The following is a 19,240-nucleotide window of genomic DNA, read 5'->3' on the forward strand; positions in this document are numbered from 1 at the left end:
TCAGCCGGGGAATCCCATTTCTTCAAACTGCGGCAATCCGTCCACACCGCCTAGCGGTAGTTCTAGTGGCAGTTATCTCTCTGATCGCCTTCGGCGACTTGGCTGTCGCCACGGTCTGAAGCCTTTTGCGCTGCTTTGCGGAACATCAGGTTTGACAGGACCGAACGTCGAGCGTGTCGCTACAGCCTGCGTCCGTCCTTCGAGAACAGCATCAGGCGTTCCGCGTCGAGAGAGAGAGAAACGGTCTCGCCGGCGCGGATCTCGGGCTGGCCGCGCAGTTCGGCGACGATGCCTTCGACGTCGGTGCTTCTGGCGTGCATGTAGGTGACATTGCCAAGGCGTTCGGTGACTTCGCAGACAAGGTTCACGGGTGTTGCCGCGCCTTCGGCGGAGAAACAGTCCGGCCGCACGCCGACCACGATGTCGCCGGAGAGCGTCGCGGCGGTGTCGCGCGGCAAGACCTGAAGCCCCTCAAGGTCGAGTTCGGGGATGGTGAGGAGGACAGCGCCATTGTCGCTGTGTCCCGTCACACGCGCAGGTATGAAATTCATTTTCGGCGAGCCGATGAAGCCGGCGACGAACATATTGTCGGGGTCGTTGTAGAGTTCGATCGGCGCGCCGACCTGTTCGATATTGCCGTCGCGCAGCACCACGATCTTGGTGGCAAGCGTCATCGCCTCCACCTGATCATGGGTGACATAGACCATGGTCGCACCGATTTCCTCGTGCAGCCGGGCGATTTCCAGGCGCATGCGCACGCGCAGTTCCGCGTCGAGATTGGAGAGCGGCTCATCGAACAGGAAGATCTTCGGATTGCGCACGATGGCGCGGCCGATGGCGACGCGCTGGCGCTGTCCGCCGGAAAGCGCCTTCGGCTTGCGGTCGAGATAAGGCCCGAGATGCAGGATATCGGCGGCCTTCTGCACTTCCGCCTTGCGTTCTTCCTTGCTGATGCCGGCCATTTCCAACGGAAAGCCGATATTCTCCTCCACCGTCATGTGCGGGTAGAGCGCATAGGACTGGAACACCATCGCTATGCCGCGTTTGGCGGGGTCGGTGTTGGTGACATCGCGGCCATCGATCGATATCGACCCCGCCGTCACCTCCTCAAGGCCGGCAATCATGCGCAGCAGCGTCGACTTTCCGCAGCCGGACGGGCCGACGAAGACGACGAAGGCGCCGCTTTCCACGTCGAGATTGACGTCGTGGATGACTTCGGTGCCGGAAAACGACTTGCGGACATTGCGGAGCGAGAGTTCTGCCATCGAAGCTATCCTATTTGACCGCGCCTTCGGTCAGGCCGCTGACGAACCAGCGCCCGATGAAGGCGAACAGAATGACGACCGGCGCAACCGCCAGAACGACGCCGGCCAGAAGCAGGCCCCAGTCGATCTGGTACTGGCCGATAATGCCGGCAAAGCCGACCGGCACGGTGCGCTTGGCGTCGGAGATGATGAGAACCGAGGCGAACACATATTCGGTCCATGAGGTGATGAAGGCGAAGATGGCGACGCTTGCCATGCCCGGCGCGATCAGCGGCAGCATCACCCGGCGCAGGATCACCGTTGGCGGCGCGCCGTCCATCACGGCTGCCTCCTCGATCTCCTTCGGCACGCCGGCAAAGAAGGAACGCAGCATCCAGATCGAGAACGGCAGCGCGAAGGCGACGTTGACGACCACAAGTGCTGGCAGCGTGTCGATGATGCCGAGTTTGGTGAACATGCCGAACAGCGGGATCAGCACCACGATGCTCGGAAAGGCGTAGGCGAGCAGGATGATGCGGAACAGCGTCCGTCGGCCTGGAAAGCGCAGCCGGAAGAAGGCGAACGCGGCGGGCACGGCCAGCGCCAGCGTGATCAGCGTGGAAAACGTCGCCACGATCAGGCTGTTGCCGACATAGGTGGTGTAGGCGGAATTCGCGAGCAGCTTCACATAATGCTGCAGCGTGAAGGAGTGCGGAAAGAAGGTCGGCTTTCGCGCGATGATTTCCTGCGGCAGCTTGAACGAGCCGGACACCACCCACCAGAACGGCAGCGCCACCAGAATGACAAGCGCCAGAAGGGTGAGCGCCAGCAATATGTTGACGGTGAGCGAACGCTTCATGATCAGCTCTCCTCCCGGTCGAGCGCCCGCGCCGTCAAAAGCGCGAAGGCGAGCAGAAGAATGGTGGCGATCACCGAAACGGTCGCCGCCTCGCTCAGGCGATAGCCCTTGAAGGCGGTCTCGTAGATCAGCACCGGCATGGTGCGGGTGCCGTCGGCCGGGCCGCCGGCGGTCAAGAGCCAGATGATGTCGAACACGTTGAAGGAAAGCAGCGTCCCGATGACGGCGAGCACGCCCAGCGTCGGCTTCAGCAACGGCCAGGTGATGCGGGTGAATCGCTTCCATGCGTTCGCGCCGTCAATGCGGGCCGCCTCGTAGAGATCGCCCGGAATGCGCGTCATGCCGGCAAGCAGCATCAGCGTTATGAACGGAAACCAGCGCCAGGAATTGATGAAGACGAGGGTGGCGAAGGCGCCTGCCGGGCTCGCGAAAAAGCCGATCGGGCGATCGATGATACCCAACTGGATCAGCAGCGGATTGATCATGCCGCCCGATGTCGAAAACAGCCAGCGCCAGATCATCACCACAACAACCGTGGGCACGATCCAGGTCAGGATGATCCATGTGCGCGCGATCTTCGCCCCGCGAAACTGCTCGTTGAGGGCAAGGGCGGCGGCAAGCGCCATCACCGTCTGCAGCACGGCGTTGGCCACGACCCAGATCAGCGAAAGCCCGATCGAGGACCAGAGCTTGGAGCCGGACAGCATCTTGACGTAGTTTTCGAAACCGACCCAGTGCGGCTCGGTTCCGACATAGCGGACATCCTGAAAGCTGAGAATGACGGCCGAGAGCAGCGGCCAGCCGAGGATCAGGAGCAGCACCAGCATGGCCGGGGCGACGAAGGCGAATGCCAGCAGCCTGGACGTTTGCATGGGGCGGTCTCCTGATCCTTTCGCGGATAAAGGGCGCTTTCGCAAAAGCGCCCCGGAGCCGAGATTACTCGGCGGCTTCTTCCATGGCCTTTTGGCCGGCGGCGACGGCGTCAGCCGCGCTTTCGCCCGAGACCGTGACATCCTGAACGGTCGCGGCCAGGAGGTTCTGGGCCGAGATCGCGGCGATCGACGGGAAGATGCGGCCGGAGGTGAAGCCGAACAGCTTGCCGTTTTTGGAATTGGCGATCGCGGTTTCGATCTGCGGCTTGTACTTCTCGACCATCGGATCGCTCCAGAAGCTTTCAGCTTCCGCGCCGTCTGCCGTCACCGGCATGAACAGGCCCGGTTCCATGTTGAGGAACTTGCCGTAGTTTTCCGGCTCCAACAGCCAGGAAATGAAGGTTTCGAAGGCCTCGGTCTTGGCTTCGTCGTCGGTCAGCAGCATCACGGCGTTCGGATAGGCGATGGTGTAGTGCTCGTCACCGGCTTCCTTGGCGGGGATAGCGGCAATGCCGAGATCTTCCGGCGCGCCGCCGCCCTGGGTGTCATAGGTGGAGATCACCGAGAACTGCATGATCATGCCGCAGCTTTTCGAGGTGAAGCAGGCCTCTGCCTCGCCCCAGGTCCAGGAATTGACGTCCGGCGGGGAAAGCGCCACGAGCTTCGAGTAGAAGTCATAGGCGGCGACGGTTTCCGGATTGTCGAAACGCAGCGTGCCGTCTTCATTGTAAAGCTCGCTCGCGCCGCCATTGGCCATCACGGAATAGATCGTCTGGTCGGTGTAAAGCTGCTTGTTGGCCGGAACGCCGATGCCGTACATCTCGCTGCTTGCGAGGTTTTCGCTTGCCTTCAGCCACTCGTCCCAAGTCTCGGGAACGGAAATGCCGGCCGCCTCGAAATCGCTTTTGCGGTACCACATGTTCATCGACATGTTGTAGAGCGGCACGGCCCAGACGCCGTCATCATAGGTATAGGGTTCAAGTGTCGCCGGCACGAAATGATGCTCGTTGTCGAGCGTTTTGACGAAATCGGCGACCGACTGGACCGCGCCGAGATCCTTCAGGATCGGCGTGAAGTCGGGAATGGCGAACATCATGTCCGGACCTGCGCCGGCGGCAACGGCGGCGGGGGCCTTGGCATAGACCTCGCCCCAGCTCTGCGGCTCCTGGCTTACGGTGATGTCGGGATGGCTCTCGTTGAAGGCGTCGAGCATCTGCTGGATGCGCTCGACGCGGTGCGGCGGCTGCTCCATGTGCCAGATGGTGAGCTCCACTGGCGCGGCATAGGCCGCCGAGCTGATCAGCGCGGAGGCGAGGGTAAGCGATGCAAGTCTTCTCATGTCAGATCCCCTTTGTTTTCGGTTGGCAGTTCAAAGATGCGGATTGCGCGGCCGGAAGCGTTCCACCAGCTTCCGGTTGATATCGCCGGCGCCCGGCATGTTGGCGCTGAGATAGATTGGCGCTTCGCCATCGCCGGCAAGCCGGGTCGCGACCTCGGCCAGGATGGCGTTGATGATCGCGACGCCGATGGCGGTCGAGACCGGCGCGACCTTGAGCTCGCTGCCCGGCACATCGAGCACGGCATCGCCGGGCGGGGCGTTGTTGTCGAGCACGATGTCAGCGAGGTCCATCAGCCTGTCGCCACCCTTGGCGGCCGCCGTGGAGTAGGATTTCGAGGTGATCGCGATGATCTTCGCCCCGCGCTCGCGCCCAACGCGGGCGGCCTCCAGAGGGGCCGCGTTGACGCCGGAATTGGAGATGACGAACAGCACGTCGCCCGCGCCGATGGTGTAGCGCTCGAACACCGCGCGGGCGATGCCCTCGGTGCGCTCATACTGGGTGCCGGCGACAGCTCCTTCATGCAGCATGGTCGGGCCGGCCAGGATCGGCACGGTAATGGCAAGTCCGCCTGCGCGGTAGTGCACTTCTTCCGCCAGCATGTGGGAGTGGCCGGTGCCGAACACGAACAGGCGGTGATCGGTGCGGGCCGCTTCGACGATCGCCGCGACGGCCTCCTCCATCGGCGCGGAAAGCGTCGTGCGGATCGTCTGGAGCCGGTCAATGAGCTCGGCAAGGTAGCGGTCGGAAGCAGTCGTCATGGGGCATTCTCTTCGGAAACGGTGAGGTTGACCTTCATGACGAAGGCATCGCCGCGATAGACCGATCGGACATATTCGAACGGCGCGCCGCGATCATCGAAGGTCAGGCGGGTGAGTTTCAAAACGGGGTCGCCGGGGCTAAGCGAGAGAATGCGGGCATTGGTCTCGTCGGCAATGCCGGCGGCAAGAGTCTGGCTGGCGGTGGTCGGCCGCACGCCGAAGTGTTCCGTCAGTGTGCGGTACAGCGATTCGCGGCCGAAATCGGCGAGATCCAGCAGGCCGGGGGCGGCCGAGACCAGAACCTCGGTGGTTTCGCGCGCGACCGGCGCATTGTCAGCAAGGCGGATACGCTCGAGCCGGTAGACTTGTTCGCCGGGGGCGAGCTTCATCGCGCGCTGGCATTCGGCATCCGCCGCGCGCCTGTCGCAGGTCACGATGATGGAGGAGCTCTTGCGACCCAGCAGCGCCATCTGCTCGGTGAAGCCGGTCAGCGAATTGAGCTTCTGCTCGATCACGCGCGCGCCGACAAAGGTGCCCTGGCCGGCGCGGGCCTCGACCAGACCGCGCTCCGTCAACACGCGGATCGCATGGCGCGCGGTCATGCGGCTGACGCCCATATCCTCGGCGATGGCGCGTTCGGAGGCGATCTTCTGGCCTGCCTTCAGCCGGCCGGCGACGATCTCCGCCGCCAGGCTGTCGGCGATCTGCAGATATTGCGGGGCGTCTTCTCCGGTCACGACTTATCCTTGCGGTCTATACCATGGATGTAATGGTATATACCAGTTTGGAAAAGGCAAGCGGAAAAGTGCGGCTTCGCTCAGTTCGTCTTGCGGAGCGCGGCGTCGCGCTGCCGGCGGTAGCGTTTCAACGCGGGCGCGTAGGCAGCAGTCGAGGCGGCATCCGGCGAGTAGCGCCGCCCTTCGCCGGCCATCGCGGCGGAGGCCGTGCGGATATCGGGGAAAACGCCGGTGGCCGTCGCCGCCAGCAGTGCCGCGCCCCGCGCGCCGAACTGGGTGCCGTCGGGTACGAACAGCTCGCGCTCGGTGACGTCGGCGATCATCTGGCACCAGAGCGGGCTCTGCGCGCCCCCGCCGGTGAGCACGATCCGCCCTTCCGGCGCGCCCAGCACCGCGAACAGATCGGCGAAGGCGAAGGCGACGCCCTCGAATACCGCGCGAAACAGCGCCGGCCGGCCATGGCGGGGCGTCAGGCCCGAAAATCCGGCGCGGGCAGTCGGGTCCACAACGGGCGCAATGATGCCGCTTTCGCTGAGATAAGGCAGGTAGGTCACGCCCTCCGCGCCCTTCTCCACCGCGCCGACCATGTCGTTGATGACGGCGTAGCAATTGGGGCGGGCGCGGAGGTCCGGGGCGAGCGAATCGATCGCCCAGTCGAGATTGAGCGTGCCCGCCACATTGACCATGGAACGATACCAGCAGTGGCCTGGCAGGGTGAACAGCAGACCCATGTCGCGCGGTTCGAACAGCGGCGCGTCGAGGCAGCGGCCGACCATGCCGGTGGTGCCGAGCACCGCGGTGACGGAGCCGGGCAACAGCCCGCCCGCGCCGATGACCGTCGCCGCCACGTCCCCCGCGCCAATCGCGACCGGCAGGCCGGCGGGCAGGCCGAGCTCGGCGGCGACATCGGCGAGCAGCCCGCCATGTACGGTCTCCGAATCGCGCACCTCAGGTAGAAGATGCCGCCAGTCGTCGAGCCCGAATAGCGCAATCATCGCGTCGCTGTGGGTGCGGGCCCTGGCGTCGCCGGGGCTGACGGAGGCTTCCACCCGATCGGTGGCGGCAAGCCCGGTCAGCTTCATGCGCAGGAAATCCTTGTAGCCGAACACATGGGCTGCGCGCTTCAGCACCTCGGTCTCATGCCGGGCGAGCCAGGCCAGCACCGGAAGCGTGCAGCCCTGCTGCATGACCGAGCCGGAGCTGTCGAAAATCCGGCGCATCACCTCGGGGTCCCTTGCCATCATCTCGTCGATGATCGGCTGGCTGCGGCTGTCCTCCCAGATGATGCCAGGCCTGAGAGCATCTCCGTCGGCATCGACCACCCAGGCCCCGACCATGGCGGCGGAAAGCCCTATGCCGCCAAATTTGTCCGGAGCAATCCCGCTTGCCCGCACCGCCTCGGCGACCACCGTCTTCGCTGCCTGCCAGGAGCGCGCAGGGTCGAGCTCGCTGAAACCGGGCTTCGGCCGGTCAATCGGCGTGCGCTCGCTGGCCTCGCTCAATTGCCGCCCGGAACGGTCGAAGACTGCGCATTTGAGGAGGGATGAACCGGCGTCGATGCCGATGAAATAGTCTTTCATGGGGAAGGTCCTGCACTTGCCGCGGTCCGCGGCTCACGCGCGCATGATATCGCGGAACGCCAGCCGAATGTCGACCCTCAAGAGGGCGGTGCCGTGATTGCATGCAGGATCGGACCGTCCGCCAAACGCCTCAGTTGCTCAGCCGCACCAGCGCCGCCAGCACGTCCGAGCGGCGGATGAGGCCGATGAGGCGGTCGCCGTCGACGACGGGGAAGATGCGATGGGGGTGTTCGAGGAAGGCTTCGGCGGCCGTCATCAGGTCGGCGCTGGCCGGCAGGGTCACCAGCGTGGTTGTCATGTAGTCGCCGACCGTGCCTTTCCATTCCTGATAGTAGCTCGCCTGCAGGGTCGGGCGGAAACAGTCTTTCTGGGTCAGAAGGCCGCAAAGCGTGCCGGTGTCATCGACCACGGGCGCGCCGGCGGCCCTGTTTTCCACCAGAAGCGCCACCGCGCGCCGGATCGCCATGTCCGGCGTCACCGTCAGCGCGTCGGCGCGAGTGATGTCTTCGATGGTGTCGGTCATCGCGCCTCCTTCTCCGCCCGGTGCGGGCAGCCCTCGCAGGCGACGTCCTTGAGGCAGGCCATGCCGCCGCACGAACCCTTCAGCGGGCCGCGACCAAGCATCAGGCCGAGCCCAAGACCGGCCGCCACCAGCGCGAAAATGCCGATTGCCAGAACGATTTCCATCATTGTCTCCTCGTCTGCATCATAACAGGAAACGATCGAAACCGTTCACGGTTTCGTTTCTGAGACCGGCCCCGTCATGGAACAGGAACAATGCGGCGATGCCGCGGCTTTTCGCCAGCGCCGGGCCTTCGGCGCCCGCCGCCGTCAGCGCCGTCGCCCAGCCATCGGCGGTCATCGCGTCCGGGGCGATCACCGAGACGGAAGCGATTGCGCCTTCGACCGGGCGGGCGCTGTAGGGGTCGATGATGTGGCTGTAGCGCGTATCGCCAAGGTCGTAGCTCTGGGCTCTCAAGCCGGAGGTGGCGATAGCGGCATTGTCGAGCCCCAGCACGGCGAAGGCTCCATCGGCTTCAAGGCGCGGGTCTTCCACCGCCACCTGCCATGGCCGGCCCTCGGGGTGGCGGCCGCTGGACAAGAGTTCGCCGCTGATCGCAATCAGGAACTCCTCATGGCCGGCTTCTCGCAGCTCCAGCGCCATGAGATCCAGTGCCCGGCCCTTGGCGATGCCGCAGAGGTCCATGGTGAGGGTCGGATCGCGCTTGACCAGCCTGTCGCCTTCGACGGCGAGCGCGCGCCAGCGCGGCGCGTCTTCATTCTCCGGGCCGGCGGCGCCTTCAATCGGGCCGAATCCGTAGCGGGCGACGAGCGGGCCGATGGTCGGATCGAACCAGCCGTCGCTTGCCGCTGCCACGGCGAGCGCGGCCTCCGCCGTGAACGCTGTCTCGGCCGAAATTCGTGCGGCTTCGCGCCGGCCCGTGTTGAAGCCGGTGATCTCGCTATCGGCGCGCCAGGGCGACATCATCCGGTCGATGCCGGAAAGCAGCCGATCGAAGCGCGGTTTGAGACGGCTCGCATCGGCGGTATCAGCCAACGTCACGCTCCAGTCGGAGGCGAAGGCCGTGCCGGTGATATGCCGCGCCGCAGGCGCCGCGCGCAGCAGGCCGGGCGCGGCGAGGGCGCAACCGGCAGCGCCGGCGGCGGCGAGAAGATGACGGCGGGTCAGATGTGCGGTCATGGCTCAGACTCCGAAATCGTCGTTGAAGATGGAATGCGGCTCGACGCCGAGGCGCGCCAGCGTCGCCAGCACCGCCGAAATCATCACCGGCGGGCCGCAGAGATAATATTCGCAGTCCTCCGGCGCGGGGTGGTTTTGCATCGCGGCGCGGACATTGTCGTGGATGAAGCCGGTGGCACCCGTCCAGCGGTCGCCCGGCGCGGGATCGGAGAGCGCCGGTGTCCAGGAGAAGTTCGGATGTTCGGCGGCAATCGCGTCAAACTCCTCGACATAGAACAGGTCGGCGAGCGAGCGGGCGCCGTAGAAATAGCGCATCTTCCGCGTCGTGCCCTTGCCGATCTGCTCGTGGATCATCGCGCGCAACGGCGCCATGCCGACGCCGCCGCCGATGAACACCATTTCGCGCTCGGTCGGCTGAACATGGAATTCGCCGAACGGGCCGGAAGCCTGCACCTCATCGCCCGGCTTCAGCGCGAACAGATAGGACGAGACAATGCCCGGCGGTATCTCCTGCTCGCGACCCGGCGGCGGGGCGGCGAGGCGGATGTTGAACACGGCCCGGCCTTCGGCTGCGTCGCTCGGGCGGTTGGCGATCGAATAGGCGCGGGTGACCGGGCTGTCGGAGGTTCCCTTCATTTCCGGCCAGCCGGCAATGCGCCAGGAATCGGTGAAGGCCTCGTCGATTTCGATATCGTGGAAATCCAGCCGGTAGGGCGGCGCGGTGAGCTGCATGAAACCGCCGGCGCGATAATCGAAGGGCTGGCCCTCGGGAAGCTTGAGCACAAGCTCGCGGATCAGCGGCGCCTTCATGGTGTTGGACACCACGGTACAAGTGAAGCCGGTCGCGCCGACGAAATCCTGCGGCACTGTAACGGCGCAGGGTCCGCGCAGCGCGGTCTGGCAGGCAAGGCGCATATGGGAGCGGCGTTCCGCGGCCGACAGCACGCCGCGTTCGGTCGCCTGCGGTTCGCCCGCGCCTTCGCCCTCCACATGGACGCGGCAGAGCCCGCATGTGCCGGAACCGCCGCAGGCGGCAGGAATGCCGATGCCCGAACGGTGCAGCACGCCAAGCAGCCGCTCGCCGCGCTGGGCCTCGAGCGACATCGCGCCGTTCACGCTGATCACGATCTTTTCCGCCGGGATCAAACGCGTACGGGTCACCAGCAGCGCGAGCGTCAGAATGACCACAAGCGCAATGACGATGACGGCGGCAAGGATGATCTCGTTCATGGCGACACCATCTGCGCAAAGGCCGAAAAGCCGAGCGACATCATGCCGGCAATGGTGAAGGCGATGCCGAGCCCGCGCAGGCCGTTCGGAAGGTCGGCATAGGCGAGCCGGGTGCGGATCGCGGCGAGCATGACCACGGCAACCCCGAAGCCGAAGCCCGCGCCGAGACCGAACACGGTCGATTCCGCCAGATTGTAGTCGCGCTCGACCATGAACAGGCTGCCGGCGAGGATGGCGCAGTTCACCGTCAGCAGCGGCAGGAACACGCCGAACGAGGCATGGATTGCCGGAAAGAACCGGTCGAGCACCATTTCGACGAGTTGCACCACGGCCGCGATCACGCCAATGAAGGCGATCAGCTTGAGATAGGAAAGATCGGTATCCGGCATGCCGGCCCAGGCCCATGCGCCCGGTCGCAGCAGCGCATTGTAGATCAGGTTGTTGAGCGGCATCGTGACGCCCATCACCGCCACCACCGCTATGCCGAGGCCGAGGGCGGAGCCGGTGCGGCGTGACAGCGCCAGAAAGGTGCAGAGCCCGAGAAACAGCGTCAGCGCCATATTCTCGACGAAGGCCGCCCCGAGGAAAAGGCCTGCAAGCTCGCTCATCAGCCTGCCTCCTCTGTGTCCGGCGGCGTGAACTCGGCGGCTTCAACCTGTTCCGGCAGCACGGAGCGGATCGCCCAGACGAGCCCGCCGATCAGGAAGAAGGCGCTAGGCGCAAGCAGCATCAGGTTCAGCGGCTCGAACCAGCCGCCCTGATCGGTCGTGGCGAAGAGTTGGTAGCCTAGCAGCTTGCCGGTGCCGAACAGTTCACGCAGCGATCCGATGACGATCAGCACCAGCGAATAGCCGAGACCGTTGCCGAGCGCGTCGACCATCGAGGGCAGCGGCGGGTTGTTGCGCGAAAAGGATTCGGTGCGCCCCAGCACCAGGCAGTTCGTGGTGATCAGGCTGACGAACACCGAAAGCCGCTTGCTGATGTCGAAGAAATAGGCCTGCAGGAACTGGTCGATGACGATTACCAGCGAGGCGACGATCACGATCTGAACGATCAGCCGGATCGAATCGGGAATGTGGCGGCGGATCAGGCTCACCAACAGGGCCGACAGCACGATCACGACCGTCAGCGAGGCCGACATGGTGACGGCGGTGGCCACCGATGTGGTCACCGCCAGCGCCGAGCAGATGCCGAGGATCTGCAGCGTCACCGGGTTCTGTCGGATCAGCGGCTCCGTCAGCGTCGTCCACAGGCCGATGGGCTTGGCCATATCAGAACTCCCCGCGTTTGATCGCCGCGATCAGCGGGCCGTAGCCATCCGGACCGAGCCAGAAGCGGATCGTTCTGGTCAGCGCGTTCGAGGTCCGGGTGGCACCGGTAATGCCGTCGACTTCATAGGCATTGCCGGCCTTGCCGTGGGCGACGGCGAAGCGGATATTGCCGGAGGGGTCGGCAATTTCCGTGCCGGCGAACTGGGCGAGGAAGGCGGGCTCCTCGATCCGCCCGCCAAGGCCGGGGGTCTCGACCTGGTCGGTGATCGCAAGGCCAGCGATGGTGTTCATGTCGCCGTTCAGCGCCAGAATGCCGTTGATCGGGCCGATATAGCCCGCGCCGCTGATCGGCAGGAGCGCGAGTTCGATATCGCCGGCATCGTTGCGCAGCAGGTAGATCTGCACGAAATCCGGGCGGCGGCCTATGCCGGCGGTATCCTCGCCCGGCGTGAGCGTCTTCCAGTTGGCGGCGTTGTCGAGCGCGGCGGAAAGGGTTGCGGGCGTGATGTCGTCGGAAGCCCGCCCCTTGGGCAGGTTGATGACGACGGTCGAAAGCGCGCCGCCGGATTGCTCCAGAAGCTGCGTCATGCCGGGAATGCCCGCCACCAGCGCCTCCAGCCGCGCCTGCTGCTCGGCCGCGCGGTTCGCCGCCTGGATCGGGCGTAGAACCACGGTCGCGCCGCTCACCAAAAGCGCGCAGACGGCCGACACGATGAAGGCGATCGCCACAGTCTTGAAGCGGTTCTCATTGGGCAGGGCCAGAAAACGGCGCCATGCCGAAATCGGGTTCAGGTCAGCCATGACGTTTTCTCCTGCGGGCATGCCAGAGGGCGATCGCCGCTTCATCCAGAAGCGGAGCGAGAAGCGAGGTGAGAAGTGCTGCCGACACCGCCACCCGCACCGGCGGCGCGCCCTCCCAGTTAAGCGTGAACATGATGACGAGCGCGGCGTAAATCCCGCCATTCAGCCAGCCGCCGAGCCGCGTCGAGGCGCTTGCCACCGGATCGGCCACCAGCAGCACCAGCGCCAGCCCGAAGGCCGGCAGCACCGGCTGCAGCGGCATGCCGGAAACGAGGCCGGCGGCGAGCACCACCACCGCGCCAAGAATGACCCGGGCCGGCATCACCCCGACGAACATGCCGATGACGGCCGCCGGGATCGCCGCCCAGGCGACCGGCAGGGCGATATCCGGCCAGGGCGCGGTGACGAAGCCGAAGCCGAGAAAGGCGAGCGTCACGGTCGCCGGGTTCAGGATATTGCGCCCCCAGCCGCCGAACACCAGTTCCGCCATCACCGAACCGAAGCTGATGCCGAGCAGGAAGGGCAGGAAGCCGAGCTCCTCCGGGGCCAGAACGGCAACGGCAAGCGCCGTCAGCGCGCCGGCGAAGGAGGGAGGCTGGGCGCGTGCCAGCATGAAGATGAGATGCCACAGCCCGGAGATGACGAGCGCCAGAACCAGTCGCAGCGCAGCTTCCATGCCGCCATACCAGAGCCAGGCAAGGGCGATCGGCATCGCTGCCGCCAGCAGCAGAAGCGCCACCATCTCGCGGTCCCACATTCCCCGCGTCGGGCCATGGGTCGAACCACGAATCATGTTGCGACCTCCTCCTGCTCGATCCGGTCCAGCATCACGCGAAGCTGGGCGGCAAGGCACGGCTCGGCCGCCGTCACGTAATCGGCGAGCGCCAGATCCTCCTCCACCAGCGAAAGCGCGCCGAGGCGGGTGGCGGTTTCCTGATCGCCGGCGGAAAGCGCGCGGATCAGCGCCACGGCCGGGATGTCGCCGCCGAGCGCCTGTTCGAGCGCTGCCGTCGGGATGATCGGCAGCGGCCGCGCGGCTCTCGTCAGCGCCGCCGAGAACCAGTGGTTCCGGCGATGTCCGCCATCATCGCCGAGCACGGTTACCTGCCGGTCGCGGGGCCCGAGCCAGTGGCCCGGATGGCCGTCGATATGGGATCCCGCCATGATGCGGTGCGGTCCCGGCCGCACGAAGCCGAGACAGAGACCGCGCATATCCGCGCCCGGCTGACAGCGCACCAGGCGCTGCTCGGTGAGCGCGGGGCCGGTGACGGAGACCAGCCGCGTTTCCGGCACCATGCCGGTCTCGATCAACTCGCCGATATCGGCGACATCCTCTGCATGGATATCCCACACCCTTTGGTCCAGCGAAGCGGGCGCAAGCCGGTGCACCTGCAGGCCGGCAAGGCCAAGCGGGTGCAGTGTGCCGACCCTGACGCGCCGCACGGCGGGCGGCAGATCGGCCTCGATCCGCGCCGCCTCGCAGAAGAAAAGCCGCTCGCCGCAAAGACGCCCGAGCGCTGAAAGCCCGCGGGCAAGCGCCTCCTCGCGGCCTTTCAAGGCGTGGACGGGGGAGGGCGCGCCAGGCCTGCTGTCGGCTGCCATGACGATGATCGCCGACGGCATCTCGTCCGCCCCCGGCATGCGGCCGAACGGGCGGCTCAGGATGCGGCGCCAGAGCCCGGATGCCTTGAGCAGCGAGCGCAGGCTGGCGGCATCCCGGTCGGCGTCTCCAACGTCATGGGCAAAGCGCGCGCCGGTGTCCTCGGCAAACAGCAAAAGCCGGGTCAGCCGCCGGCCCGGTTCCAGGTCGATCGCGGCAATGCGGGCGGCCATCGGCGCCACCATCTGAATGTCCGGCGCGTTGCGCAGTCCGAGCACCGGCTGGCCCTGCGACACAATGTCGTCGACGCCGACGAGCGGGGTAACGCGCAGCTCCTCGCCACGGGCCGGGGTCAGCGCGGCCTCGACGGTCAGCGCCGTTGCAATGCGGTTATAATCCGGTGATATTGAGCCGGTGGTCAAAGACAGACCGGTGCCGAAAAGACCGACCAACGCGTCGCTCCTCAAGAACTTGAATGCAAATACAACGCAAACATCATGACATTTGATTTGCCGGGATGGAACAGATTGTTTAGCATTCTCACACGTTCAAACTGAAGTTTTTCAGCGGGGGTGGAAAGATATGTCATCGGTAGTTGGTCGCGTTAACTCAAGAACCCTGTTCATGATTGCTGCGATATTGACAATTGTCAATTTTTCTACTGCCAATGCGCAGGAGAATTCTTCCGACGCGGTTGAGGCGCTTGAGCTTTACGTTATGCCGCAGTCCGGCCCGTTCCGCCCCGATCAGATACCGGTTCCCCAGCAGGAGCTGATCTCGGCCTGGGCGCGGTCCGCCCATGCCGATGCCTCCGCCGAAGCCTTTACCCACTGGGACGGCGATGGCGAAATTCCCGCGAATTGCGCCGCCTGTCACTCCGGCGCCGGCTTCCGGGATTTCCATGGGCTGGACGGCAGCGCGCCGGGCATTGAGGGGCCGACGCCGGTTGGCGGCGTGGTCGATTGCGACACCTGTCACAGCCCCGGCCTCGGGGAAATCGCCGCGATCACCCTGCCGAGCGGCATCGAGCATCCGGTGGCGCCGGGCGCCCAGGCCGCCTGCATGACCTGTCATATCGGCCGCGAGGCCGGCGTCAGCGTGACCAAAGCCGTCGGCGAAAAGGACGCGGATACGCCTGACCCGACCATCAATTTCGTCAATCCCCACTATGCGCTGGCCGGCGCGATGCGGCTCGGCAGCATCGGCGCGGGCGGCTTCGAATATCCCGGAAAAACCTATAGCGGCCGGTTCTTCCACGCTCGCCCGATCAATGATTGCGCGTCCTGTCACGATCCGCATACGCTGACCGTGGCCGAGCAAACCTGTCTCAGCTGTCATGAAAGCGGCGCGCCCGATGCGATCCGCATTTCACGGATCAGCTATGACGGCAGCGGCAATATCTCCAAGGGCATCCGCTCCGATATCGAGGCCAATGCGGCGCTGCTGCTCAAGACCATTCAGGATTACAGCGTCAAGGTGGCCGGCGCGCCGATCGTGTTCGAGCATTCCTATCCCTATTTCTTCCTCGATGCCGACCGGGATGGACGCGGGGACAGGGTCGACGGAAAGCCGCAGACCTACAAATCCTGGACGCCGCGCATGCTGAAGGCGGCCTATAACTGGAAGTTCGTGAACGCGGATGCCGGCGCCTTCGTCCACAACCCGCATTACGCCCTGGAACTGCTCTATGATTCGATCGAGGATTTGTCAGGCCCGCTGAACCTCGATGTCGAGGCGCTGGGTATCCAGCGCTGATTGAAAAGCCTCACCGCTTGCCGGTGACGCGGCGGGCCATGTCGTCGGGGCTCAGTCCGGTCGTCGGAACGCCACCCCGGAAAAGGCTGTGCCAGCTTCGTCGCCGGCATAGCCATGGACCTTTGTCAGCCCGCACATAGATATCCTCGACGCGGCTGATGGCGATCGGCGGTGCGGAGGCCTGGGGCGCTTCGCCGTCATGGGCGTAGAGCGTGCAGATCCACTCCGCCTCGGCTTTCGATTCTGTGAGCGACCTGAGCCAGAAATTGCCGACAAGGTGCACGTTAACCCGCACGCCGCGCTCCCTGCGCCAGGCGTAGAACTCCCGGATCTGGTCGCGGCCTTCGTAGCGGGCGGTCTGGCTCATGAACAGCGCATCCGGGGCATAATGCTCCGCGGCGTTTTTGCCCCAGTTGAAATCGACATCGTGCCAGTAAGCAATCAGGCGCTGCTCCAGATGGCGGGAAACGGTGTCGGCTTCTTCGGTTATCCTCATAGCCTCTTCACGCGCCACCCGCAGCCCAGCCGTTGAAGCAGTCGCGCATGGTCACGGTTTCGGTCATCACATCGTCGCTGCTGGCGTTCAGAAAATCCTGATGGACGTATTCGATCGCCAGCGCGCCGTCATAGCCGCTGTCCCTCATCGTGCCGAACAGCGCCGGAAAGTTGATGCTGCCACGGGCAAAGCGTTCCTGCAGCTTGCCCATGCTTGCCTGGCGTAGATGAATGTGGGCGGCGTACCGGCACAGCGGATCGATCTGTTCCTGGGTATATCCGAGGCAGACGAAGTGCGAATAGTCGAGCGCAAGCCGGATACCGGTGCGATCGACCAACTCTTCAACGATGGCCGGGGATTCCGCAAACGAGCGGATGATCGGCTCGATGCATATCTCGGCGCTGAAATCCTTCGCGACGTCCAGCAGCGCCGTGATGCTTTCCGCCGCCGCCGCCGTCGCCTCGGACCGCGACTGGCCGGGATTGATGATGCCGGGCAGAAAGAAGATCGTCGCAATTCCTGCTGCATCGGCAAATGTCAGCACCTTCTCCAGATCGCGCGCATTGGCGCCGATCGTGCCGGGCAGGGCGAGGTTGCGGTCGGCAAGATTGTCGCCGAAATGGTGATAGAAATTGGGGACCTTAACCTGCAGCGCCGCGACCCGCTCGGCGGCGGCGTGCGGATCGTCGAGCAGTTGCGCCTTGTCGAGGCCGGGCCGGCCCTTTGTGCTGATGTCGAGAGCGCCGATGCCGATGATGCGAGAAATGGCTGCGGTCTCCTCCAGCGTCAGCGCCGGGAACGACCAGGATGTGAGCGACAGATACATGTTTCCTCCTCGGCCTTTCGATGCCAGAGCAAACATCGTTTCGGTCCATATTAAAACAGAATAACGCGGCGCGACCGGTTAAAAACGGGCGAGGGCAGGCGTTTCACAGCCTGAAATGCCGCCTGCTGCCGGCTTGCCTTGGGCGGTGCGGGAGGCGGTAGAACAGGTCATCCGGGCAATGGGAGGATCCGATGAACGATATCCGTCTGGGCGACGTCACCATCTCCGCCATCCTCGAGCATCAGAAATACGGCATGAAGCCCGAGGATCTGTTTCTCGGCAGCGATACGGAAACCATCCGCCGACACGCCGCCGGCATGGAACCGTTTCTGTTCGACCCGGAAACGGGACGCATCACGCTTGCCTTTCAAAGCTTCCTGATCCGCACGCCGTCAAAGATCATCCTTGTCGATACCTGCAATGGCGCCGACAAGATGCCCGACGCGGTGACATGGGATACGCAGCCCTGGCTCGACCGTTTTCACGAACTGGGCCTGACGCTCGAGGACGTCGACTATGTTCTCTGCACCCATCTGCATATCGACCATACCGGCTGGAACACCCGGTTGGAGAAGGGCCGGTGGGTGCCGACCTTCCCCAACGCGACCTATCTGTTCGATAGGGGGGAGTATGCCTATTGGGAGCAAGTCTCCAGCTCCGGCATCGTGCCGCCCCGGCAACGCGAGGACGTTTGGCGGGTCAACTGCCTGCCGGTCGCCGAGGCCGGGCAGGCTGTGCTCGTGGACGGCGCATACCGGCTGGATGACCATGTCTCGATCATGCCCACGCTCGGCCACAGCCCCGGCCATTATTGCGTGCGCGTGCAATCGCGGGGGTTCGAGGCGATCGTGCTCGGCGATCTGGCCCACCACAAGCTGCAATGTTGCGAGCCTGACTGGTCAACCCCGTTCTGTCACGATCCGGCGATGGCGGCGCGATCGCGCCGCAAGCTCTTCTGCGAGGCGGTGGACAGCGGCGCGCTGCTGTTGCCCACCCATTTCCCGAGCCCGACGGCAGGCCGCCTGAGCGCGCGCGGCGAGGCGTTCCAGTTCGATTTCGTCGCGGATTAAGGGTGGTGACCGTTTCAGACAGTGAAATCGGTTGGATGGGCGATAGAACCGCCCGGTTGTCCCGCTACGCTACTTCTCAACGGCGGTGAAGCGCAGGCGCTGACAGTCGTTTAGGGAGACAAAGGGAGGATGTCATGACCTATGCAATAAGGAATTTCCGGGCGCTTGCCGCCGCTGGCATGGTTGTCGCCATGCCGGCGCTTGCGTTTGCCGCTGAATGCCCGGAGGGCTTTCCCGAAAAGCCGGTCGAATTCGTCGTGGCCTATGGCGCCGGCGGGGGAACCGACGCCATCGGACGCACGCTTGCCGCCGTGATCGAGGAACAGCAGGGCTGGACGGTTCCGGTCAGCAATCGTCCGGGCGCCGGCGGCGCGGTGGCAACCACCGTGCTCAAGACGGCCAAGCCCGACGGCTATACGCTGCTCGTCGGCGCCACCAATCCGATCGTGATCGATCCTTACGCCAGCGACGCCGTCGATTACGACTGGACCGATTTCTACTATCCGGGCTCGGCCATGGAGGTGCTGTTCGGCCTCGTGGCGCTCGAGGACAAGCCCTACGACACGCTGGAGGAACTGGCCGATTATGCCCGCGAAAACGGCCGGGCGACGATTTCCACCTCGGCCATCCATCTGGAGCGGCTGGTCCGGGATATCGGCGATTTCTACGGCGTCGAGTTCGTGCCGATCCCGAGTGACGGTTCGGCCGATGCGATGCAGAAGGCGCTTGGCGGCCATGTGGACGCGACGATCCAGGGCAGCCAGCATATCCAGCAGATCGCCGCGGGCAACATGGTGCAGCTTGCAACGCTCACCGACAGCCGCGTGCCCTACGCGCCCGACGTCAAGACGCTCCAGGAATACGGCATGGACCTGTCGGCCTCCGCCTACACGATCTTCGTTATGCCGAAGGATCTGCCCGAAGATCTGCAGGTCTGCTTCGAGGGCGTGATCGAGGAGGCGATGGCCTCGGATGCGTATCAGGAGCTGATGACCAATTTCGACAATCGGGCCGCCAATCTCGGTTCCGACGGGCTCACCGCACTGATGGAAAAACAAGCTGCCCGCTATCAGCAGATGTTTGCAGAGTGAGAGCGTCG

General features: G+C 64.8%; 21 protein-coding genes. 3 read left to right on the forward strand and 18 right to left on the reverse strand.

Going from position 1 to position 19,240, the window contains the following annotated elements; translation table 11 throughout:
• Positions 1–179 precede the first annotated feature (179 nt).
• The 16 genes from V6767_RS11825 to V6767_RS11900 all read right to left on the reverse strand — a co-directional run bounded on the left by V6767_RS11825 (position 180) and on the right by V6767_RS11900 (position 14,446).
• Positions 180–1,265, reverse strand: coding sequence for an ABC transporter ATP-binding protein (locus V6767_RS11825; protein ID WP_448473683.1), 1,086 nt, complete (start codon positions 1,263–1,265; stop codon positions 180–182).
• Between the two features lie 10 nt (positions 1,266–1,275).
• Entirely contained in the window at positions 1,276–2,103 is an 828-nt protein-coding gene (locus V6767_RS11830; protein ID WP_448473684.1) for a carbohydrate ABC transporter permease, read from the reverse strand.
• A 2-nt stretch (positions 2,104–2,105) separates the two neighbouring features.
• Positions 2,106–2,975, reverse strand: coding sequence for a carbohydrate ABC transporter permease (locus V6767_RS11835; protein ID WP_448473685.1), 870 nt, complete (start codon positions 2,973–2,975; stop codon positions 2,106–2,108).
• A 64-nt stretch (positions 2,976–3,039) separates the two neighbouring features.
• Positions 3,040–4,314: an ABC transporter substrate-binding protein gene (locus V6767_RS11840; protein ID WP_448473686.1), complete on the reverse strand. Its 1,275-nt coding sequence runs from the start codon at positions 4,312–4,314 to the stop codon at positions 3,040–3,042.
• Between the two features lie 30 nt (positions 4,315–4,344).
• On the reverse strand, positions 4,345–5,073 hold the full coding sequence (locus V6767_RS11845) for an SIS domain-containing protein (protein WP_448473687.1): 729 nt from the start codon (positions 5,071–5,073) through the stop codon (positions 4,345–4,347).
• Positions 5,070–5,810 carry a GntR family transcriptional regulator gene (locus tag V6767_RS11850; protein WP_448473688.1) on the reverse strand — a complete coding sequence of 247 codons (741 nt, stop codon included), beginning with the start codon at positions 5,808–5,810 and terminating at the stop codon, positions 5,070–5,072. Before V6767_RS11850 ends, V6767_RS11845 begins: the two co-directional genes overlap by 4 nt.
• Before the next feature lie 80 nt (positions 5,811–5,890).
• A complete protein-coding gene (locus tag V6767_RS11855) occupies positions 5,891–7,390 on the reverse strand; it encodes an FGGY-family carbohydrate kinase (RefSeq protein ID WP_448473689.1) in 1,500 nt (499 codons plus the stop codon).
• Positions 7,391–7,520: 130 nt separating this feature from the next.
• Positions 7,521–7,913 (reverse strand): CBS domain-containing protein, encoded by a 393-nt coding sequence (locus tag V6767_RS11860; protein ID WP_448473690.1) that lies wholly within the window; start codon positions 7,911–7,913, stop codon positions 7,521–7,523.
• Complete coding sequence (gene nqrM, locus V6767_RS11865) at positions 7,910–8,077, reverse strand: (Na+)-NQR maturation NqrM (RefSeq protein ID WP_448431768.1); 168 nt, start codon at positions 8,075–8,077, stop codon at positions 7,910–7,912. The genes V6767_RS11860 and nqrM overlap by 4 nt, the downstream gene beginning before the upstream one ends.
• A 19-nt stretch (positions 8,078–8,096) precedes the next feature.
• The gene (locus V6767_RS11870) at positions 8,097–9,092 is read right to left on the reverse strand and encodes an FAD:protein FMN transferase (RefSeq protein WP_448473691.1); all 996 of its coding nucleotides are present in this window, start codon (positions 9,090–9,092) and stop codon (positions 8,097–8,099) included.
• A gap of 3 nt (positions 9,093–9,095) precedes the next feature.
• Entirely contained in the window at positions 9,096–10,322 is a 1,227-nt protein-coding gene (gene nqrF / locus V6767_RS11875; protein WP_448473692.1) for an NADH:ubiquinone reductase (Na(+)-transporting) subunit F, read from the reverse strand.
• Entirely contained in the window at positions 10,319–10,930 is a 612-nt protein-coding gene (gene nqrE, locus V6767_RS11880; RefSeq protein WP_448473693.1) for an NADH:ubiquinone reductase (Na(+)-transporting) subunit E, read from the reverse strand. Before nqrE ends, nqrF begins: the two co-directional genes overlap by 4 nt.
• Positions 10,930–11,592, reverse strand: a complete 663-nt coding sequence (locus V6767_RS11885; protein WP_448473694.1) for an NADH:ubiquinone reductase (Na(+)-transporting) subunit D — start codon at positions 11,590–11,592, stop codon at positions 10,930–10,932. Before V6767_RS11885 ends, nqrE begins: the two co-directional genes overlap by 1 nt.
• 1 nt (position 11,593) lies before the next feature.
• Positions 11,594–12,394, reverse strand: coding sequence for an FMN-binding protein (locus V6767_RS11890; RefSeq protein ID WP_448473695.1), 801 nt, complete (start codon positions 12,392–12,394; stop codon positions 11,594–11,596).
• The gene (locus V6767_RS11895; RefSeq protein ID WP_448473696.1) at positions 12,387–13,187 is read right to left on the reverse strand and encodes an RnfABCDGE type electron transport complex subunit D; all 801 of its coding nucleotides are present in this window, start codon (positions 13,185–13,187) and stop codon (positions 12,387–12,389) included. The genes V6767_RS11890 and V6767_RS11895 overlap by 8 nt, the downstream gene beginning before the upstream one ends.
• On the reverse strand, positions 13,184–14,446 hold the full coding sequence (locus V6767_RS11900; RefSeq protein WP_448473697.1) for a Na(+)-translocating NADH-quinone reductase subunit A: 1,263 nt from the start codon (positions 14,444–14,446) through the stop codon (positions 13,184–13,186). Before V6767_RS11900 ends, V6767_RS11895 begins: the two co-directional genes overlap by 4 nt.
• 172 nt (positions 14,447–14,618) lie before the next feature.
• Between V6767_RS11900 and V6767_RS11905 the strand changes: the two genes are divergently transcribed.
• Positions 14,619–15,749, forward strand: coding sequence for a cytochrome C (locus tag V6767_RS11905; RefSeq protein WP_448473698.1), 1,131 nt, complete (start codon positions 14,619–14,621; stop codon positions 15,747–15,749).
• Positions 15,750–15,759: 10 nt separating this feature from the next.
• Here V6767_RS11905 and V6767_RS11910 read toward each other — a convergent pair whose 3' ends face one another.
• Together V6767_RS11910 and V6767_RS11915 are read right to left on the reverse strand one after the other, a co-directional pair.
• Positions 15,760–16,245, reverse strand: coding sequence for a nuclear transport factor 2 family protein (locus V6767_RS11910; protein ID WP_448473699.1), 486 nt, complete (start codon positions 16,243–16,245; stop codon positions 15,760–15,762).
• A gap of 7 nt (positions 16,246–16,252) precedes the next feature.
• Positions 16,253–17,071 (reverse strand): sugar phosphate isomerase/epimerase family protein, encoded by an 819-nt coding sequence (locus V6767_RS11915; RefSeq protein ID WP_448473700.1) that lies wholly within the window; start codon positions 17,069–17,071, stop codon positions 16,253–16,255.
• Positions 17,072–17,262: 191 nt separating this feature from the next.
• Between V6767_RS11915 and V6767_RS11920 the strand changes: the two genes are divergently transcribed.
• Positions 17,263–18,141, forward strand: coding sequence for an MBL fold metallo-hydrolase (locus V6767_RS11920; protein WP_448473701.1), 879 nt, complete (start codon positions 17,263–17,265; stop codon positions 18,139–18,141).
• A 134-nt stretch (positions 18,142–18,275) separates the two neighbouring features.
• The gene (locus tag V6767_RS11925) at positions 18,276–19,232 is read left to right on the forward strand and encodes a Bug family tripartite tricarboxylate transporter substrate binding protein (RefSeq protein WP_448473702.1); all 957 of its coding nucleotides are present in this window, start codon (positions 18,276–18,278) and stop codon (positions 19,230–19,232) included.
• Positions 19,233–19,240: the final 8 nt, after the last annotated feature.

The sequence above is a fragment of the Martelella sp. FLE1502 genome (assembly GCF_053484255.1).

What these genes read in the sequence shown, in the direction of transcription:
- V6767_RS11830 (WP_448473684.1), bottom strand. Translation starts at nt 2,103, where the DNA reads ATGAAGCGTTCGCTCACCGTCAACATATTGCTGGCGCTCACCCTTCTG.
- V6767_RS11845 (WP_448473687.1), bottom strand. Translation starts at nt 5,073, where the DNA reads ATGACGACTGCTTCCGACCGCTACCTTGCCGAGCTCATTGACCGGCTC.
- V6767_RS11925 (WP_448473702.1), top strand. Translation starts at nt 18,276, where the DNA reads ATGACCTATGCAATAAGGAATTTCCGGGCGCTTGCCGCCGCTGGCATG.
- nqrM (WP_448431768.1), bottom strand. Translation starts at nt 8,077, where the DNA reads ATGGAAATCGTTCTGGCAATCGGCATTTTCGCGCTGGTGGCGGCCGGT.
- V6767_RS11870 (WP_448473691.1), bottom strand. Translation starts at nt 9,092, where the DNA reads ATGACCGCACATCTGACCCGCCGTCATCTTCTCGCCGCCGCCGGCGCT.
- V6767_RS11905 (WP_448473698.1), top strand. Translation starts at nt 14,619, where the DNA reads ATGATTGCTGCGATATTGACAATTGTCAATTTTTCTACTGCCAATGCG.
- V6767_RS11915 (WP_448473700.1), bottom strand. Translation starts at nt 17,071, where the DNA reads ATGTATCTGTCGCTCACATCCTGGTCGTTCCCGGCGCTGACGCTGGAG.
- V6767_RS11840 (WP_448473686.1), bottom strand. Translation starts at nt 4,314, where the DNA reads ATGAGAAGACTTGCATCGCTTACCCTCGCCTCCGCGCTGATCAGCTCG.
- V6767_RS11855 (WP_448473689.1), bottom strand. Translation starts at nt 7,390, where the DNA reads ATGAAAGACTATTTCATCGGCATCGACGCCGGTTCATCCCTCCTCAAA.
- nqrE (WP_448473693.1), bottom strand. Translation starts at nt 10,930, where the DNA reads ATGAGCGAGCTTGCAGGCCTTTTCCTCGGGGCGGCCTTCGTCGAGAAT.
- V6767_RS11825 (WP_448473683.1), bottom strand. Translation starts at nt 1,265, where the DNA reads ATGGCAGAACTCTCGCTCCGCAATGTCCGCAAGTCGTTTTCCGGCACC.
- V6767_RS11920 (WP_448473701.1), top strand. Translation starts at nt 17,263, where the DNA reads ATGAACGATATCCGTCTGGGCGACGTCACCATCTCCGCCATCCTCGAG.
- nqrF (WP_448473692.1), bottom strand. Translation starts at nt 10,322, where the DNA reads ATGAACGAGATCATCCTTGCCGCCGTCATCGTCATTGCGCTTGTGGTC.
- V6767_RS11885 (WP_448473694.1), bottom strand. Translation starts at nt 11,592, where the DNA reads ATGGCCAAGCCCATCGGCCTGTGGACGACGCTGACGGAGCCGCTGATC.
- V6767_RS11835 (WP_448473685.1), bottom strand. Translation starts at nt 2,975, where the DNA reads ATGCAAACGTCCAGGCTGCTGGCATTCGCCTTCGTCGCCCCGGCCATG.
- V6767_RS11895 (WP_448473696.1), bottom strand. Translation starts at nt 13,187, where the DNA reads ATGATTCGTGGTTCGACCCATGGCCCGACGCGGGGAATGTGGGACCGC.
- V6767_RS11890 (WP_448473695.1), bottom strand. Translation starts at nt 12,394, where the DNA reads ATGGCTGACCTGAACCCGATTTCGGCATGGCGCCGTTTTCTGGCCCTG.
- V6767_RS11860 (WP_448473690.1), bottom strand. Translation starts at nt 7,913, where the DNA reads ATGACCGACACCATCGAAGACATCACTCGCGCCGACGCGCTGACGGTG.
- V6767_RS11910 (WP_448473699.1), bottom strand. Translation starts at nt 16,245, where the DNA reads ATGAGGATAACCGAAGAAGCCGACACCGTTTCCCGCCATCTGGAGCAG.